The organism is Photobacterium ganghwense (genome assembly GCF_003025595.1).
Taxonomy (GTDB): Bacteria; Pseudomonadota; Gammaproteobacteria; order Enterobacterales; family Vibrionaceae; genus Photobacterium; species Photobacterium ganghwense.
In genome coordinates, this window is sequence record NZ_PYMI01000006.1 from 180,768 (window position 1) to 197,071 (window position 16,304).

The 16,304-nt window shown below is 55.3% G+C and carries 17 protein-coding genes; 8 read left to right on the top strand and 9 right to left on the bottom strand.

Features of this window, described 5'->3' with window-relative positions:
* Window positions 1-41: 41 nt before the first annotated feature.
* The 4 genes from C9I92_RS20030 to C9I92_RS20050 all read right to left on the bottom strand — a co-directional run bounded on the left by C9I92_RS20030 (window position 42) and on the right by C9I92_RS20050 (window position 2,843).
* Window positions 42-281, bottom strand: coding sequence for a YecH family metal-binding protein (locus C9I92_RS20030; RefSeq protein WP_047887274.1), 240 nt, complete (start codon window positions 279-281; stop codon window positions 42-44).
* A 111-nt stretch (window positions 282-392) separates the two neighbouring features.
* Window positions 393-707 carry a putative signal transducing protein gene (locus C9I92_RS20035; protein ID WP_047887275.1) on the bottom strand — a complete coding sequence of 105 codons (315 nt, stop codon included), beginning with the start codon at window positions 705-707 and terminating at the stop codon, window positions 393-395.
* Between the two features lie 142 nt (window positions 708-849).
* Window positions 850-1,473 carry a lysoplasmalogenase gene (locus tag C9I92_RS20040; RefSeq protein ID WP_047887276.1) on the bottom strand — a complete coding sequence of 208 codons (624 nt, stop codon included), beginning with the start codon at window positions 1,471-1,473 and terminating at the stop codon, window positions 850-852.
* Between the two features lie 1,004 nt (window positions 1,474-2,477).
* The gene (locus C9I92_RS20050; RefSeq protein WP_047887277.1) at window positions 2,478-2,843 is read right to left on the bottom strand and encodes a hypothetical protein; all 366 of its coding nucleotides are present in this window, start codon (window positions 2,841-2,843) and stop codon (window positions 2,478-2,480) included.
* A gap of 240 nt (window positions 2,844-3,083) precedes the next feature.
* On the opposite strand from C9I92_RS20050, the gene C9I92_RS20055 reads away from it, so the two are divergent.
* Window positions 3,084-3,416, top strand: coding sequence for a DUF2500 domain-containing protein (locus tag C9I92_RS20055; RefSeq protein ID WP_047887278.1), 333 nt, complete (start codon window positions 3,084-3,086; stop codon window positions 3,414-3,416).
* Window positions 3,417-3,474: 58 nt separating this feature from the next.
* On the opposite strand, the gene C9I92_RS20060 is transcribed toward C9I92_RS20055, so the two are convergent.
* Window positions 3,475-4,479 (bottom strand): acyltransferase, encoded by a 1,005-nt coding sequence (locus tag C9I92_RS20060; RefSeq protein ID WP_047887279.1) that lies wholly within the window; start codon window positions 4,477-4,479, stop codon window positions 3,475-3,477.
* Between the two features lie 551 nt (window positions 4,480-5,030).
* On the opposite strand from C9I92_RS20060, the gene C9I92_RS20065 reads away from it, so the two are divergent.
* Window positions 5,031-6,626, top strand: coding sequence for an AbgT family transporter (locus C9I92_RS20065; protein WP_047887280.1), 1,596 nt, complete (start codon window positions 5,031-5,033; stop codon window positions 6,624-6,626).
* A gap of 121 nt (window positions 6,627-6,747) precedes the next feature.
* Here C9I92_RS20065 and C9I92_RS20070 read toward each other — a convergent pair whose 3' ends face one another.
* Together C9I92_RS20070 and rhtB are read right to left on the bottom strand one after the other, a co-directional pair.
* Window positions 6,748-7,968 carry an EAL and HDOD domain-containing protein gene (locus C9I92_RS20070; RefSeq protein ID WP_047887281.1) on the bottom strand — a complete coding sequence of 407 codons (1,221 nt, stop codon included), beginning with the start codon at window positions 7,966-7,968 and terminating at the stop codon, window positions 6,748-6,750.
* 98 nt (window positions 7,969-8,066) lie between these two features.
* Entirely contained in the window at window positions 8,067-8,684 is a 618-nt protein-coding gene (gene rhtB, locus C9I92_RS20075; RefSeq protein ID WP_047887282.1) for a homoserine/homoserine lactone efflux protein, read from the bottom strand.
* Between the two features lie 172 nt (window positions 8,685-8,856).
* Here rhtB and C9I92_RS20080 point away from each other — a divergent pair, with 172 nt between their 5' ends.
* Together C9I92_RS20080 and C9I92_RS20085 are read left to right on the top strand one after the other, a co-directional pair.
* Window positions 8,857-9,858 (top strand): alpha/beta fold hydrolase, encoded by a 1,002-nt coding sequence (locus C9I92_RS20080; protein WP_047887283.1) that lies wholly within the window; start codon window positions 8,857-8,859, stop codon window positions 9,856-9,858.
* Window positions 9,859-9,954: 96 nt separating this feature from the next.
* On the top strand, window positions 9,955-10,755 hold the full coding sequence (locus C9I92_RS20085) for a Cof-type HAD-IIB family hydrolase (RefSeq protein WP_047887284.1): 801 nt from the start codon (window positions 9,955-9,957) through the stop codon (window positions 10,753-10,755).
* 210 nt (window positions 10,756-10,965) lie between these two features.
* On the opposite strand, the gene C9I92_RS20090 is transcribed toward C9I92_RS20085, so the two are convergent.
* The gene (locus tag C9I92_RS20090; RefSeq protein ID WP_047887285.1) at window positions 10,966-11,424 is read right to left on the bottom strand and encodes an EVE domain-containing protein; all 459 of its coding nucleotides are present in this window, start codon (window positions 11,422-11,424) and stop codon (window positions 10,966-10,968) included.
* Window positions 11,425-11,483: 59 nt separating this feature from the next.
* Between C9I92_RS20090 and C9I92_RS20095 the strand changes: the two genes are divergently transcribed.
* The 4 genes from C9I92_RS20095 (at window position 11,484) to C9I92_RS20110 (ending at window position 15,334) form a co-directional block, all read left to right on the top strand.
* On the top strand, window positions 11,484-12,527 hold the full coding sequence (locus C9I92_RS20095) for a membrane protein (RefSeq protein WP_047887286.1): 1,044 nt from the start codon (window positions 11,484-11,486) through the stop codon (window positions 12,525-12,527).
* Between the two features lie 81 nt (window positions 12,528-12,608).
* Window positions 12,609-13,220, top strand: coding sequence for a tRNA-uridine aminocarboxypropyltransferase (locus C9I92_RS20100; protein WP_047887287.1), 612 nt, complete (start codon window positions 12,609-12,611; stop codon window positions 13,218-13,220).
* A 67-nt stretch (window positions 13,221-13,287) separates the two neighbouring features.
* Complete coding sequence (locus C9I92_RS20105) at window positions 13,288-14,724, top strand: coniferyl aldehyde dehydrogenase (protein WP_047887288.1); 1,437 nt, start codon at window positions 13,288-13,290, stop codon at window positions 14,722-14,724.
* Between the two features lie 13 nt (window positions 14,725-14,737).
* On the top strand, window positions 14,738-15,334 hold the full coding sequence (locus tag C9I92_RS20110) for a TetR/AcrR family transcriptional regulator (protein WP_047887289.1): 597 nt from the start codon (window positions 14,738-14,740) through the stop codon (window positions 15,332-15,334).
* A gap of 163 nt (window positions 15,335-15,497) precedes the next feature.
* Here C9I92_RS20110 and C9I92_RS20115 read toward each other — a convergent pair whose 3' ends face one another.
* Window positions 15,498-16,037: a DUF3332 domain-containing protein gene (locus C9I92_RS20115; RefSeq protein WP_047887290.1), complete on the bottom strand. Its 540-nt coding sequence runs from the start codon at window positions 16,035-16,037 to the stop codon at window positions 15,498-15,500.
* Window positions 16,038-16,304 lie beyond the last annotated feature (267 nt).

The following is a 16,304-nucleotide window of genomic DNA, read 5'->3' on the forward strand; positions in this document are numbered from 1 at the left end:
GGTGGCGATAAATTTGCCACCTCACTCACAAAATTATCTGATCAGTGATTGCACATGCGCTCGCGGTTGGCCGTCAAAAACTCCCCGTCACGCAGAACCTTACGGCGTTCCAGCAAGAATGCCAGTAAGGCATCCAGCGTCAGATCCTGCTGGCTACAGGTGTAAAAGCGCACGTCAGCACCGTATTTGTTCCGCACGGTCTGAGCCAGGGTTTCCTCGGTGTAAGGTGTCTCGGTATCCAGCAACAGATGCAGGACTTCATGGGCATGAATGGTGGTCATGGAACTCTCCCGAAAGTAAGAACTGGCCTGATTGTAAAACCGGGTGAGCAAGGGCTGTTTGACCCACAACAATTAATTGCATTTTAAATGAATGTTTTTGATTTATCCGTCTCAGGCATCTCTGTCGTGCCCGCACTGCCAGCAGAGTTCGAACTGAGCCCCGTTTTGCTCGCCGCACCTGGGGCAGCACCAACCGGGCTGCTCGGCCTGTTCGTAGGCAGACAATAAACGGGCAGCCGGGATCAGGCATGACTGCGGCACCCAAATGCCCACTTCCAGCACATCGGCCGGCAGCTCTCCGGCCGCGGCGCTCAGGCTTTCGCCCTGCAACCGGACCGGAATACGCGAACTTTCCAGCATCCCTTTCAGGCTGTGAGCCTCCAGGACATTGGCCGCGCGGTACACTTCACACCAGATGTCGTCCATCGTTTCCTCCTCTCTACCGAGAGCAGACCGGTCAAGCTGACGCGTTGATTCAACCAGCCCTGCCCACCGAATGAACTCATCCAGCGGGCAAGGCTGCTAAGAAAAGGATGCTAAGAAGAGGATAGATGATGAGAAGGCAGGATCAGACCATCAAGGTCGCGACAAACAGCGACTGCGCCAGAAAATAGCTGGTCATCACCATGGTTGTCGCCGAACGGAACTCGCCGCGAAAACGGTTGATGGCCAGGCAGATGTCGGAAAAGATGAAGATCAACGCCCCCAGCAAAGCCAGCATCGCCGGCAAACTGCGCGTTGTCAGCCAGTATTCCCCGGCCGCCCAGCTCATCATCACAATCACCGCGATATAGACGGCAACCGGCACAATCAAGGTACCCAGTGATGGCAGTAAAAGCAGAAACACGATCACACCCGCAGCCGCTAGCATCGCGGGCAACCACCACACCATACCGCCATCGAGCTGGCTCCAGAAGCCAGCCGCGTAAACACAGTGCGCCAGAAGAAAACTGAGCAAACCGGGCACAAAGCGATCTTTGGGCAACATCAGGAAGATATCCCCGACCAGCGACAGCATCAGTCCGGCCATGATCGCACCATGGTAGAAACTGCCGTCGCCGGATTGCCAGGCTACAACGCCAAGCAAGCAAATAGTGAAGGGCTTAAACAAATAAAACTGCCAGCGAGGGCCGTAATATGAAGCAGTAATGTGCGCAAGCGCTGAAAGAGCAATGGCTAACCACACCCACATAAAGTCACCGTCATTATAGTTGTATGTTTTTAAATCATCGGGCCTGTCAACGGCATGGCACAGTTTAGGAGCTGAAAGGGGATTGTCTAGCGGCGAGGGTCAATAACTAGCTCCGAATCATATTTATCACACTTCTTACTGGACATCTTTTTTCATTTTCTTGCCATTTGATAACAAGCTGAATTAGCAAACGTTTGCCTGTTGTTTGCAACAATTCGCGACGTGTTAACGATTTTTCATCACCGAGAAATGGACTTTTGAACAGTGTCCATACACATCAAAATCAAATATAATTCCTATTATTTTCATATTGTTAAGAAAAAACCTCCAAAGAAAAGTCTCTCAGGCACGCTCAGCTAACGTTAACCTGACAAACTCTCCCCTGTTGCCATTAGCCAGCATAATTTACTGGCAAAGATGCGAGAATACATGCAGCGTCTGCCTTTCCAGCTTCAACTTTTCTCACAAAGCTTAAAATTAAGATCGCTAACCCAGCCCTGACAAACCTAGCTGCCATATCCTGACGTTTTTAATAAAAAGCCCATTCAACCTGTCAGCATACGGTAAAAAACAAACAACAACCCAATTAAAATCAATTGCTTATATTAGTTTAAAAACACCACCCTCACTTGGTTTGTTTTTTAAACACCTTAAAACACACCGTTTTGTTAGCAAATAAAGACCAAAGCCTGGCTACATAAATTATTTTTATGACAACAATATGACAATTTCACTTGTGAAATCGATAAAATGGATGTTAATCTAAGTCATACAAATTCACTTAGCAGCAAAAAGGAGCCTTACCATGTTCACCTCTTCTCAAAAACAAGGCCTTATGATGATCGCAGTGGTTGTCGGTTTAATGACGCTGCCTGTGATTTATTAAGCAGAAAATTTTCATAAAAAAAGGTGCCTGAAGGCACCTTTTTTTATTTGAACCGGAGGCAGAGCCTTGCTCTGTCGCTGTACAAGCTTGCCTCATCACGCAAGCCGATCATCAACCATCACGGCGTCAAATCAATATGATGCCAATGCAATGAATAGAACCACAACGCCAGCGCCGTCACCCCTAACACCAGTAACACTGCAACGCTCCAGACAAAGCGCCCGCTGCGAGGCGTCAACTCTTTTTCACACGCCTTGCACGCCGCGATAAATCCTTTTTTATCATCCAGCTGATAACCATCTTCATGTACGGTCTTATTGCGAACCGAGGCAATAAAGCGCAGCTTGGGCACAATTTCATGCGGCAAGCGTTCTTCACAGCTGTTAATCAGCTGATGCAGCCCTTTCCCTTCCGCATGATAATGCTCACGCAGCAACCGCTCGATTCGCCGTGAGCGCGTCACTACTAACTCTATATTTGCCATATGAGACACTTCCTCTTACTGTCTGGCTTTAACTTACCGCGAGTTGGCGGTAAAACAAAGCCTGGCGGGCGCGTTTTCTTCCCCCGCGAGCTTGGGATCACAGGTTTCCAAACACCTTCCCCAACAGCCTGATGCCATGAACATTTCGGCGCGGATCACGCTTTGCCCGCCATGCCATACTCGCCTACGACAACATCGGGAATAATGCAGGATATCCCACCGCTATCATGGAGATTCTGGATGCCTGTTTCGGTCATTGTGGGCCTAATTGCCCTGCTGATCATCGCCGTCGGCTATTTCATTTTGTCGTACCGCCGCCATACGCTCGGCGCCCACGCCCCGGAGCGCAGCATTGAAGTCACCGTACTGGATAAGCAGAGTGTGCCGATCATTGGTGCCCAGCCCGGAGACGAGCAGGAAGAATACTGGATTTACGTTCAGCCGACCCAAGGCGGCCCCAAGCGGGAATTCATGGTTGGCGTGCATTACTATCATGCCCTCAATCCCGGAGACCGCGGTACCATGACCTATAAAGGGCTGACTTTTCTGCATTTTACGTTACAGCGCGACTGAGTCCCTGATTCGGTTTTTACCGCCATGCCATGATGGGATGCCCTGCCCTGGCTGTCCCCTAAGGGACCAGCCAGGCCGTTTTCGGACTGCGGGCCAGCAACCAGCTCGCCGCCAGCGCCAGTGCAGTGATGATCAGTGTCAGCAGGGGAATCATGATCACCGGCGGGAAAAAGTACCAGTCATACGCCCTGACCGGCCACAGAAAGATCGGATGCAACAAATAGATACCGAGACTGTACCGGCTCATAAACGCTATCCGATCCAGCCAGCCTTCACTCATCCGCTCCGCAACCAGCCGTCCCAAGGCAAACACCATGGCAGCAATCAACGCCGTGTTGAGGGTTTTATACGACAGCCAACGCCCCACCGTATATTCCCCATTGGCAAAACTGTGGCTGATCACCATGTAAGCCGTGAGCACCAGAGCAACGCACCCCAGCACCACTAACCATCCTACCGGCGGCCAACGGTACTGAAACAGGCAGTACCCCAGCAGCAAATACCCGCTGTAAAGCACCAGCTCCTGGCTCCACGGCCCGTCAATCTTAAACAAAAACAACGCAGTAATACCCAGCCACAGACTGGTCATCGCAATCACGGCCAGGCGGTCATTATGCTGGACCAGGTAGCGGAAAAAGGGCACCACAAAATACAGCGGAATAAAGTAATAGAAGAAGCCCAGATGGTAGTAAGTTTCATGAACCGGCAGCGCTTTGAGGGTATCCCATGCAACAACACTGTCATACCCATCGAACGTCAGCCCAGACAATAGCGCGTAAAAGACCGACCAGACCAGAAACGGCAGCAGGACCTTGCCCAGCCGTCGCCGCACATAATAAGAGAGCTCAAATGGTCGGGTATCACTGAGCATCAGCGCGCCAGTAATCATAATAAAGACGGGCACAGCCCAGCGACTGAAACTGTTGACGGTGATGGCGGTCATCCACGCGCTGTCGGCAATCTCTCCCAGTTGCTCGCGATAAGGCCCCAGAACATGAATCGCCACCACGGCGAGTGCGGCAACGCAGCGCAATACATCAAAAAACCGAATTTTTTCCCTCACCCACTCCTCCTCGTCACCGCAATGGTCACGACCAGTTATTGCGGCCATGTGTTTTGACTATAGCAGTCACACCCCAGTCAATCACCGCTGTCGATATCCCAGCACCTGAGCGCAAATTCCTGCCGCCGACCACGTGGTTTTTTCCTACCGATGTGCCTTTGCTCTCTATCTTGCCGGGAAAACAGCCGGAAATATGTTAGCAGGGCGTTAAATGAAAACTGTTCAGTATGAAAAAATGTTGAAAGATGTGAACTATGACACACCCATAAAGTACCACTGTCTCTAAGGCACTGAAATGTTAGGGACTTGAAAAAGGTTAACATCCGGCCAATAAACAACTGAATTCATAGGGGCTGGACATTGCGAAGGCAAACTGAATTTATAAAATAAGGATAAAATATCAAAAATTTAACTTTATATAGACAAAAAAACAGCAACTGACACATTTGGACACAATTATTTCTTGTTTGTTGCATTAACAATAGCGTAACCTCCCCGACCCGTGAGAGAGGTATACCCATTGATGGGTTCAATGATAAATGGAGGTAGTGATGCACACGTCTGCTTCACATCAAATGCAAAAACCTAAAAAAACGTGGTTTACTCGTTTCCTCGACACCGTCGAGTGGCTGGGTAACCTGTTGCCACACCCTATTACCCTTTTCGCTCTATTTTGTGTCGCAATTCTGGTTGCTTCCGGTATCGCCGGTTATTTTGAAATGTCGGTTGCCGATCCTCGCCCGGAAGGGGCGCCAGGACGTGCCGCGGATGGCGTCATTCATGTCGTGAGCCTGCTTAACGCTGAAGGCCTGCAGAAAATCGTCGCCAACCTGGTCGCTAACTTTACCGGCTTTGCCCCGCTGGGCACCGTGCTGGTTGCGATGCTGGGTGTCGCGATTGCTGAATATTCCGGTCTGCTGTCTGCCGCAATGCGTGGCCTGGTGATGGGTGCATCACGCCGCATGGTGACACTGGTGGTGGTCTTCGCTGGTATTATTTCCAATACCGCGTCTGAGCTGGGCTATGTGGTACTGATTCCACTGGCAGCCATGCTGTTCCATTCTCTGGGCCGTCATCCGCTGGCTGGTCTGGCGGCGGCTTTTGCCGGTGTGTCAGGTGGTTACAGTGCCAACCTGCTGCTGGGTACCGTTGACCCGCTGCTGTCAGGCATTACTGAAACCGCAGCACAAATGATCGACCCGACCTACACGGTCGGTCCTGAGGTGAACTGGTACTTCATGTTCGCGTCAACGTTCGCCATCACTATCATGGGTGCGTTCGTGACAGAGAAAATCGTTGAGCCGAAGCTGGGCAAATACAACCCGGAAGACGCCAGTGATGATCTGGACCAGGACAAAATGGGTAAACTGACCGCGCTGGAGAAGAAAGCTCTGAAAGCCGCGGGTCTGGCTGCCCTGGTAGTATCTGCGCTGCTGGCTCTGACCATCGTGCCGGCAGACGGTATCCTGCGTAACCCGGAAACCGGTCTGATTTCAGGTTCACCGTTCCTGAAAGGTATTGTGGCGTTTATCTTCGTGTTCTTCGCCATTCCGGGTTTCGTGTACGGTAAAGTCGTGGGCACCATGAACAGTGACCGCGATGTGATCAATGCAATGTCCAAGTCGATGTCCACCATGGGCATGTACATTGTGCTGGTGTTCTTTGCCGCGCAGTTCGTTGCCTTCTTTAAGTGGACGAACTTCGGCCAGGTGTTTGCGGTTGCCGGTGCAGATATGCTGCAATCAATCGGTCTGACAGGCCCGATGCTGTTCTTCGCCTTCATCCTGATGTGTGGCTTTATCAACCTGATGATTGGTTCAGCGTCTGCACAGTGGGCGGTAACAGCGCCGATTTTTGTCCCGATGCTGATGCTGGTTGGCTACGCGCCGGAAACCATTCAGGCGGCATACCGTATCGGTGACTCAGTGACGAACATCATCACACCGATGATGAGCTACTTCGGGATGATCCTGGCCGTCGCGACCCGTTACCAGAAGAATCTGGGTCTGGGTACGCTGATCGCGACCATGCTGCCATACTCGATGGTATTCATCGTGGGTTGGAGCCTGATGTTCTACGTGTGGGTATTCATTCTGGGTATCCCGGTAGGCCCGGGTGCTGCCACCTACTACAACATCGGTGGCTAACAGGCCGCTACTGGGTAGCGACTGATACACCATGATGAAATAAGCCGGGCATTGCCCGGCTTATTGCTGTTTAGCACCATGACTTTATCTGCCCTCGCTCGGCGACAGTGGCGGCAAACACTTAGCCCGGCAGAGCCGCGAGATAACTTTCCGCCCAGCTCACCGCCTGCTGATAACTGTCCCCGATCCGCTCGGCACTCAGAGCCAGAGTCTGGCTGGCATGCCGGACGCTGTCCCAGTCGGCACGCTCATACGCCGTGACCAGTTCCAGCAATATCCCCAACTTCCCCTGTCGTGCCAGCAACGCGGTTGTCACCGCAGCTTCCAGCGGTAACTGTTGCAGCAGTGTTGCCAGCGGCTGATCCAGCAGCCCGTCCAGCAGGGAAAGCAGCCCGGTCATAAAGGCGATCCGGCTATCAATCGGCCCCTCACCCTCGGCGGCCAGCAGCTCACACATCTTCGCCCGTTGCAGCGATAACGCATACAACTCACTGGGTTTGTGCCGGGCAGCCCGCGCGGTCGCCACCACGCTCACAAACACCTTAAGTCGCTCTTCGCCCAGATAGATCAACGCCTGCCGAAACCCATTGATCGGCACGGTGGTACGTCGCTCGGCAGTGTTGACAAAGCGCAGCAGCAAATAAGACAGGGACACATCCGAGGCGACAATCTGCTCCACCCGATCGACATCAATCTGCGGGCGACACACTTCCTGCAACAGCCGCAGGGTCACCATTCGCTCAGGTTTGATCAGGCGCTGTTTCACCAGCTCCGGCCGACTGAAATAGTAGCCCTGAAAGAAATGGAAACCGGCTTCATAGGTCTGCATGAACTCTTCATGGGTTTCGACTTTTTCCGCCAGGAACATCAGCTTGTGGTGACGATGGTCGGCAAGGTACGCGCAGGCCGCCTCGACCCCGATTTTCATCAGATCGAGTTTGAGAATATGCACATACGGAAAAAAGCGCTGCCAGCGGGGATCCAGGTCAAAATCATCCAAGGCGATCAGGTAGCCCTGTTGGCTGAGCTGGCGAATAGCCTCCAGCAGTTGATCATTCGGCTCGCAGCTTTCCAGTACCTCAATCACCACCTGCTTTTTCGGCAGCATCAACGGCTGCAGGCGCAGCAGGCTCTTTTGCGGAAAATTGATAAAACAACGCTGGCCCAGTGCGGCCAGGCTGGAATGACCGGACAGAAAGTTTTCCACCAGCAGGCGGCAGGTCGCGTTGTTCTCTTCAATATCGGGAAATGCATTGCTTTCCCCGTCGCGAAACAACAGCTCATAGCCAGCCGTTTTCTGCTGGCGGTTAAAGATAGGCTGACGGGCAACATAAGAGTACATGGTAGCGGGGCGTGCCTCCGACGCTCTGGATCGACAAAGCCGTGGAGTATACCACCATCCCCGGCTCTCAAGTCAGTCCCCTATTACCCGTGCCTTGCTCAAGCTTTGGCGGTGGCCAGCAGAGCACCGCAGCCGATAAACATCGAGCCGAACACCCGGTTCAGGGTTGCCATCACCCGGTCAGAACGAATGTAACCAGCCAGGCGCGAGGCCAGGGTGACATATGTCAGCATCACCACCATATCCACCAGCACCGTGGTTATGCCCAGCACCAGCAACTGCGGTCCCTGTGGCTCAGTCGGCACCAGAAACTGCGGGAACAACGCCACCAGAAACACCACGGTTTTCGGGTTGGTCAGGTTCACCAAAATCGCCTGTCGGCACAGTTGCCCACTGGTCACATGCTCATGGCCGGTAGTGACCGCCATGGAACTACGATCCCGCCACTTCTGAATACCGAGCCAGACCAGGTACGCCGCACCGACCCATTTAATCGCCGTGAACGCGGTCGCCGACTGTGCCAGCAACGCCCCGAGACCCACTCCAACCAGAGCAATATGCACGCTGAGTCCGATTTGCAGGCCCAGGATCGAGGCCAGTGACTTACGCCAGCCGTACACCATCCCGTTGCTGATCGAATTGACCGTCCCGGAACCCGGGGCCAGACTGAACACTATGGCCGTTGCGAGGTAGGCCAACCAGATATCGACACTCACGTTAAGACTCCTGACAAATATGGGCACTCCGGCCTTAGCGGCCGCCGCGCAGGAATGGATGAAAAGTACTACAAATTAACAGGTGATGCGGGCAGGAAGCAACTGATACCAAGTACAGGCTGGTCGGACAATCCGTTATACTGGAGTCAATTGCGGACAAACGAGAAGGCACATGACAAGCAAGCCACCGTTGTATTTCGATTTTTCCCAGGAATCCCATTTTGCGGCCACGATGGCCGGACCTGTTGCCGAGTTGTGGCAGCAACGCCAGGAAGGCATGTTTCAGGGTGCTGCCGAGCTGAATATCGGCTGGGCCGCCCTGACCGGGCACAACGCCGACAAAGCGATCATCGTGGTCAACGGCCGGGTAGAAAGCTACTGGAAATATCAGGAAGTGTTCTACGATCTGGTCCGTCAGGGCTACGATGTGTTTGCCCTCGATCACCGAGGCCAGGGCGTGTCCGATCGCCTGACGGAAGACACCCAACTGGGTCACGTCGAACACTTTGACGACTATGTCGCCGATCTCGACACCTTCATCCAGCAGGTCATCCTGCCGCGTGGCTATCAGCAACATTTCATGCTGGCCCATTCCATGGGCGGCACCATTGCCAGCCTGTATCTTGCCCGGCACCCCGACGTGGTCGATAGCGCGGTGCTGAGCGCGCCGATGCACGGCATTCACCTCAAAAACTGGATGCGCCCGATCGCCTCACCGCTGGCGCGTATGGTCGAGCACATCAAACGCCAGCCGGACTACGCGCCGGGACAGCTGCCTTACTATCCGAAACCTTTTGCTGATAACGCGCTGTGCCAGAGTGAAGTACGTTACCAATGGTTCCGGGACCTTTATGAACACAGGCAGGAACTGCGCCTGGGCGGGCCGAGTGCGCGCTGGGTCTGGCAGGGGATGGCAGCAGCCAAACGCTGCATGTTCGAGGCCGGCAATATCACCGCCCCGGTTCTGCTGCTGCAGGCCAGCGATGACACCATCATTGATAACCGTGCCCACGGCCGCTTTTGCGAGGCCATGCACCGTGCCAGCCGGGACTGCGAACTGAAAGTGATCCACGGTGCCCGCCATGAGCTGTTGTTTGAATCTGACAAGTACCGCCAGCCGGTGCTGGCCGCTGCGATCAGCCATTTTCGGAAAGCGGAAATCTCCCCGGCATAAATTAACCTCTTTTCTCTGGGGCGAACTGGTTTAAAATCCAACCAGTTTCCCCAAAACCTGAGGTTTTGGCCCGCGGTTTTGACCACGAGAGGTTTCATGTACAAGATTATTGCTTCTGATCTCGACGGCACCCTGCTGACCCCGGATCACAAGATTGCGCCATTTACCAAAGCCACCCTGAACCAGCTGCACCAGCTCGGGAAGGATTTCATCTTTGCCACCGGCCGCCACCACATCGATGTTGCCGGGATGCGTGAGCAGCTGGGCATTCCGGCATACATGATCACCTCCAACGGCGCCCGGGTGCACAACTGCCAGGGTGAGGTTATCTTCAAACAAGACGTGGCCGAAGACGTGGCCAGCGACATCATCGCTCTGGCGAAACAGGATCCGGCGCTGAAAATCCACCTGTACCGCAACGATGACTGGCTGCTGAACGTCGAAGACGAGGAATTGAAGAAATTCCACGACACCTTCAGCTACAAGCTGTTTGATGTCGATAACCCACCGCTCCAGGGGCTGGCAAAGATCTTCTTCACCCGTGACGATCGCGATCACGACAAACTGGTCGAGTGGGAAAACACCTTCAATGACCTGTTTGGCGAGCGCGTAAACGTGGCGTTTTCGACCCCTTGGTGTCTGGAAATCATGGATGCTAAAGTGTCAAAAGGTCACGCGCTGGAAGCGGTCGCCAAAGAAAAGGGCCACACGCTGGCAGACTGCATCGCGTTTGGTGACGGCATGAACGACATTGAAATGCTGAGTATGGCCGGTAAAGGGCTGATCATGGGCACCGCGCATGAGAAAGTGAAGCGTGCCCTGCCGGAGCATGACATCATCGGAGCCTGTGATGACGAGGCCGTAGCCCACTATCTGGCTGAACTGCTGATCAAATAGGTCTTCGCTGGCGAACTCAGGTCAGTCATGCGCTGGTGTTACTCAACCAGCCTTGCTGACCTGCTAATGCATAACGACCATGAACAAAGCTGCCCACTGAGAGGCAGCTTTTTTGTCCCTGGGATTCGCACCTCAGCCCGAGGATGCAAGTAAACCTGAGATTGAAACCAAGGCAGACGCTGACGCATCCCCAAAAACCAGGCGCGCGTCTTAAAACTGCCCGGTCATCTGCAAGATTTCGTGCCACTGGACATCCGTCACCGGCATAATGCTCAGGCGGCTGCCGCGCTGTACCAAAGGCAGTTCCGCCAGGGCCGGATTGGCTTTCATCCGCTTGAGTGACACCAGCCGCAGGTGACGCTGGTATTCAATATCGACCATCACCCAACGCGGGTTTTCGGGCGCTGACTTAGGATCAAAGTACGGACTTTCAGGGTCAAACTGGAAATGGTCCGGATACGCTTCCCGGATCACCGTCGCGATACCGACCACCCCGACATCCTTGCACGATGAGTGATAGATAAAGACCTGATCGCCGACTTTTATCTCATCGCGCATCATATTTCGGGCCTGGTAATTACGTACCCCTTCCCAGCAGGAAACTTTCTGTTGTTTCAGGGTGTCTATGGAAAAAGTGTCCGGCTCTGTCTTAAATAACCAATACGCCATCCTGATACTCTTTTTTTGTAAATTGACTCACGCCCAGCCTATCACAACGAGGGAACCCGATGATACGTCCAGCCAATGCCTTTGCCCCATCACTTCTGCTGACCGCCCTGCTGGCCGGTTGTGCCGGTAGCCCGGACAAGCCTGAAGAGCCAGCCGACACCACACCGGACACCGAGGTACAGACTCCGGCGCAGGTGCAGGCCTTCATGCTACGGGGGCAAGTGGTGCTGAGTGCGGACAATCGCTATATCCAGCCATGTAACAGCCAGCAGCAGTACTGGCTGACCCTGCCGGACAAAAACCTGCCGGCCGCTGACGCCCTGGCCTCCCGTTATGGCCAGCCGCCGCTGTATGGTGAGTTTATTGGTTATCTGGAGCCGGCAGCCGATGAAGGCCGGGAAGCCGATTTTGATGCCCGATTTGTGGTGAAACAACTCAACCTGCTGTCCGCCGAAGTGGCAGACGGCTGCCAGCAACGGCCGCAGACCACCCGCGCCTTTGGCAACGAGCCGTTCTGGATGGCCGAGGTTCAGGCCGATCGCATCAGCCTGACCCAACCGGGACAGGCCACCGAGCAGCAAGCGATCACCAGCCGGGATATCCGTTCTGGACATCAGGTTTATCAGGGCACCGACAGCAAACTGACCATGAATCAGGCCCAGTGCAATGACACCATGAGCGACAGCCTGTATGGCTGGCAGTCCACCCTGAGCTGGAAAGGCCGCAAGTATCAGGGGTGTGCGACCCTCGGTGCCCGCGATGTGACCCTCACCTGGAGCGGCACTTATCAGGGCACCACGTATCTGGGAGAGAAACCGACCCTGACCACCACACTGGAGCTGAAGCCGGACCATTCGGCCGTCACCCGTTACACTTACCCGAGCGGTGAGCCGGGCCTGCAGGAGCGCGGCTTCTGGCAGCAGGCCGGTGAAGGCAAAGTGAAGGTCACCATGGCCCAGTACCAGGGCCGCCGCCTGATCAGCGAGCGGGTATTTGTACGCGACGGCGAACAACTTTCCGCAAACGAGGAGACCATCAATGGGGAAACCTACTTCCTCGGTGACAGCGGCCTGACTCTGCGTAAGCAGCCCGCACCGCAATAACCCTGCACACTGACACCACCTTTGCTTCCGCTCTCAGGTGTGCCACACTCGGCACACCTGAAAGCCCGGAAGACCTCGCTGATGACCCACCCGACTGCCTGTCCCCGCTGCGGACTGCGTTTTAACTGCATTTGCCATGCTGAACCAACCCTGGGCTGCACCGTACCGTTTGTGCTGCTGACCCACCCTAATGAACTGGGCAAAACCACCAATACCGGCCAACTGATGACACGTACACTGCCCGATTGCCAGCGTTTGATCTGGGACCGGGTAAATCCGCCGCAAGCTCTGCTCGAGCAGATAGCCGATCCACGCTACCAGCCATGGCTGCTATTTCCCGGTGATGACACCACCCCGGCTTCCCCTTTTCAGGCCCAGCCCGGCAAAACCCCGCTGATCATTATTCTCGATGCAACCTGGCAGGAAGCCCGCAAGATGGTGCGCCGCAGCCCGTGGCTGGCGGCCCTGCCTCGCCTGGCACTGGTCCCTCAGGCTGACTCAGCCTATGCGCTGCGTCGTAATCAGCAGCCCGGTAACTTGTGTACCTGCGAAGCTGGTATTGCCGTGCTGCAAGAACTGGGATTTGCCCCGGATGCCGACCGGTTGCAGGAATATTTCGCGACCTTTATCGACATTTTCCACGCCGAACAGAGCGGCCATCAGAAAAAGCCGCCCGCTCACAACAAATCCTGACCGCTTCTTCTATACTTAAAAACCGACTGATTAGTCGGTTTTTAAGTATTCAGACGGAGGCGACGACATGACCGCGGCAGAAACCCTGCACCTGCAACCGGCCCTTTGCCGGGAAATGGACACCACCCTGGCAACACAACAGGCGGCATACCACGCCAACCCGATGCCTGAGCTGGCGCAACGCAGGGCACAATTGCGGGTCCTGAAAAATGCCATCAAGCAGCACCGCCACGCATTGTGCGATGCCCTGAATACCGACTACGGCCAGCGCCATCCGCAGGACACTCTGGTAGCCGACATCCTGCCGTGCATCAACCAAATTAATTACACCGTCAAGCACCTCAAGCGCTGGATGAAACCCTCGCGACGTCATGCCGGGCTGTTGCTGGCTCCGGCCAATGTCGAGGTGCAGTACCAGCCACTCGGGGTGGTCGGCATTGTGGTGCCGTGGAACTTCCCCGTGATGCTGAGCCTGGGCCCGCTCATCACCGCCATCGCCGCCGGTAACCGGGCCATGATCAAGCTGAGCGAGTTTACCCCGGCCACCAACCGGGTCCTGCGCACCTTGCTGGCAGGTGTTTTTGCCCCGGATCAGGTTGCGGTGTTTGAAGGAGAAGCCGATGCCGCGGCGCACTTCACCCGCCTGCCGTTCGACCACCTGCTGTTTACCGGCTCCACCACGGTCGGGCACCACGTAATGCAGGCCGCAGCGGCCAATTTGACCCCGGTCACCCTCGAACTGGGTGGCAAATCGCCGGTACTGATCGCGCCGGATATGCCCATGGCGTTGGCAGTCGAACGCCTGCTGTTCGGCAAATGCATGAACGCCGGGCAAATTTGTGTCGCCCCGGACTATGTGTTGCTGCCGCGCGGCCAGGAAGACGCGTTTATCGACGCCTTTACCGCCGAATTCAACCGTCGTTACCCGGGAGGGACCACCAACCCGCATTTCGCCTCCGTTGTGAACGAGCGCCAGTATCAGCGCCTGTGCCACTGGCTGGACGAAGCCGCCGCGCTGGGTGCCGAAGTGCACGCCTGCCACGCACAGGCCAGAGATGACAGCCGCCATCGCCTGATCCCTCACCTGCTGACCAAAGTGCCTGAGAGCGCCACGCTGATGCAGGAAGAGATCTTCGGCCCGCTGCTGCCGGTCATCCCCTACGAGGATATCGACCAGGCCCTCGACTATATCCGCCAGCGCCCCCGACCACTGGCGCTGTACCTGATGAGTCTGGATCCGACCACCCAGCAAACTGTCAGCCGGCACACCCACTCCGGTGGCATGGCCATTAACGAAACCATTTTGCATGTGGCTGCAGACGATGCGCCATTTGGCGGGATCGGGCCATCCGGTATGGGGCATTACCACGGTCAGGAAGGGTTCCTGACCCTGTCGAAAGCTAAAACGGTGCTGACCCAAGGCAAGTTCCACACCACCGGGCTGATCAAACCACCCTATGGCCGCTGGTGGCAAAAACTGCTGCTCGCCTTTTTCCTGCGCTAGCGAGGAGGAAGGGATGAACCACGTATCGTCACCGGCCCGCCCCCGGCGTCTGGCGAACCTGCTGGATACCGCCCTGAGCTTGTTTGTCGCTCAGGGCATTCAGGCCACCAGCACTGCCAGCATTGCCAAAGCCGCCGGGGTCGCCAACGGCACCCTATTCCATCACTTTGCCACCAAGCAAGCCCTAGTGGATCAGCTGTACCTCGATGCCAAAACCAACCTGGCGCAGGCTCTCACAGCCACCCCGCTGACAGGCACGGCAGCCGACCAACTGCAGCAGTGCTGGCAGCGCTCTCTGAACTGGGCCAAGTTGCACCCGCGCCAGCTCTGCCTGATGCAGCAGCTCAGCCATGACCCGGCCTATTCGATGGCCCGCCACCATGCCCTGATGCTCGAAACCATGCCGTTTCTGGCCGAACTGCTCACCGACGCCCAACAGCAGGGTATGCTGGCACCGGTGCCGTTGCCATTGCTGCTCAACTTCTGCCATCACCACTTTCTGTCGACTGCCCGGCTGTTTGTCGATCAACCTGAGCTGGCCACCGATCCCGACTATCAGCACTGGGCATTCCAGTTGCTGTGGCAGGGATTACGTCCCACAGAGACCTGAACGGCACGGATCACCACAACGCGTGTCAGCTGCGCCTATCTGGCTCTGTCCGTCGTTCCTGTCCGCCGATACAAAAAACCGGGAGCACAGCGGCTCCCGGTTTTGTCAGGTTCAGTTAGGGCTGATTATCCCGGCAGGCGTCAGCCTGCCAATCAAGGTGGACTCAGGCCTGATTGCGCGCGTACTGCGCCAGCTCGTCAATGCCGACGGCGGTGATAAAGGCATCATCCAGGTAGAAGTCGACCTTCTCGCCATTACGCTCACCACGCAACGTCGCTTGCTCACCATTGCGGTAAGCGACGTGCATTTCCAGCGTATGATCGTCAAGCTGACGGAACTGCGCCGCTTCAATATCGCTGTTCTGCACGCTGGCCAGTGGCACCGTGGTAAGAGAAGAATCCAGCTGACTATTGACCTTGAAAATCGCATTCACCGGGGTATCCGCCACCGCCGGGGATTTACCGGTAATCGGGTTTTTGCCGGTCCAGAATTCCACTGTGTTGAAGATAAACAGGTCCGCGGTTGCGGCAATCCCGTATACCGGGCTCAGCAGAACAAACAGACCCGCACGGCCATAACGGTTATCCACCGCACTCAGGTTAGCTTTGGTCACCAGCTGCGAGGTACCCATCTGGCCAATACAGCCAGTCAGTGTGGTCGCCAGAATGGATAAGGCGACAGCCTGGTAAACGCGTTTTTTCATCAGTAGACATACTCCAGTTCATAAGGGCCAGGTTGCCCGAAAAAGCCGGATGAATTATAGGGATTTATATCTAAATCCTGAGGAAAGAAATCTAAATCTCTCTGATTTTTGCTGAATTTCAGCCCGACAGCCCGGTGAGCAGCCTTCGCCGAATGCGCCTAGGCACATAATGTCAACTAAACACATGATGTAAAAAAGCCGCTGTGCCATGTGGCGGCATCAGCGGCTTGAATCCCAGGCAACGCACTCTAAGCAACTAAAACTCTA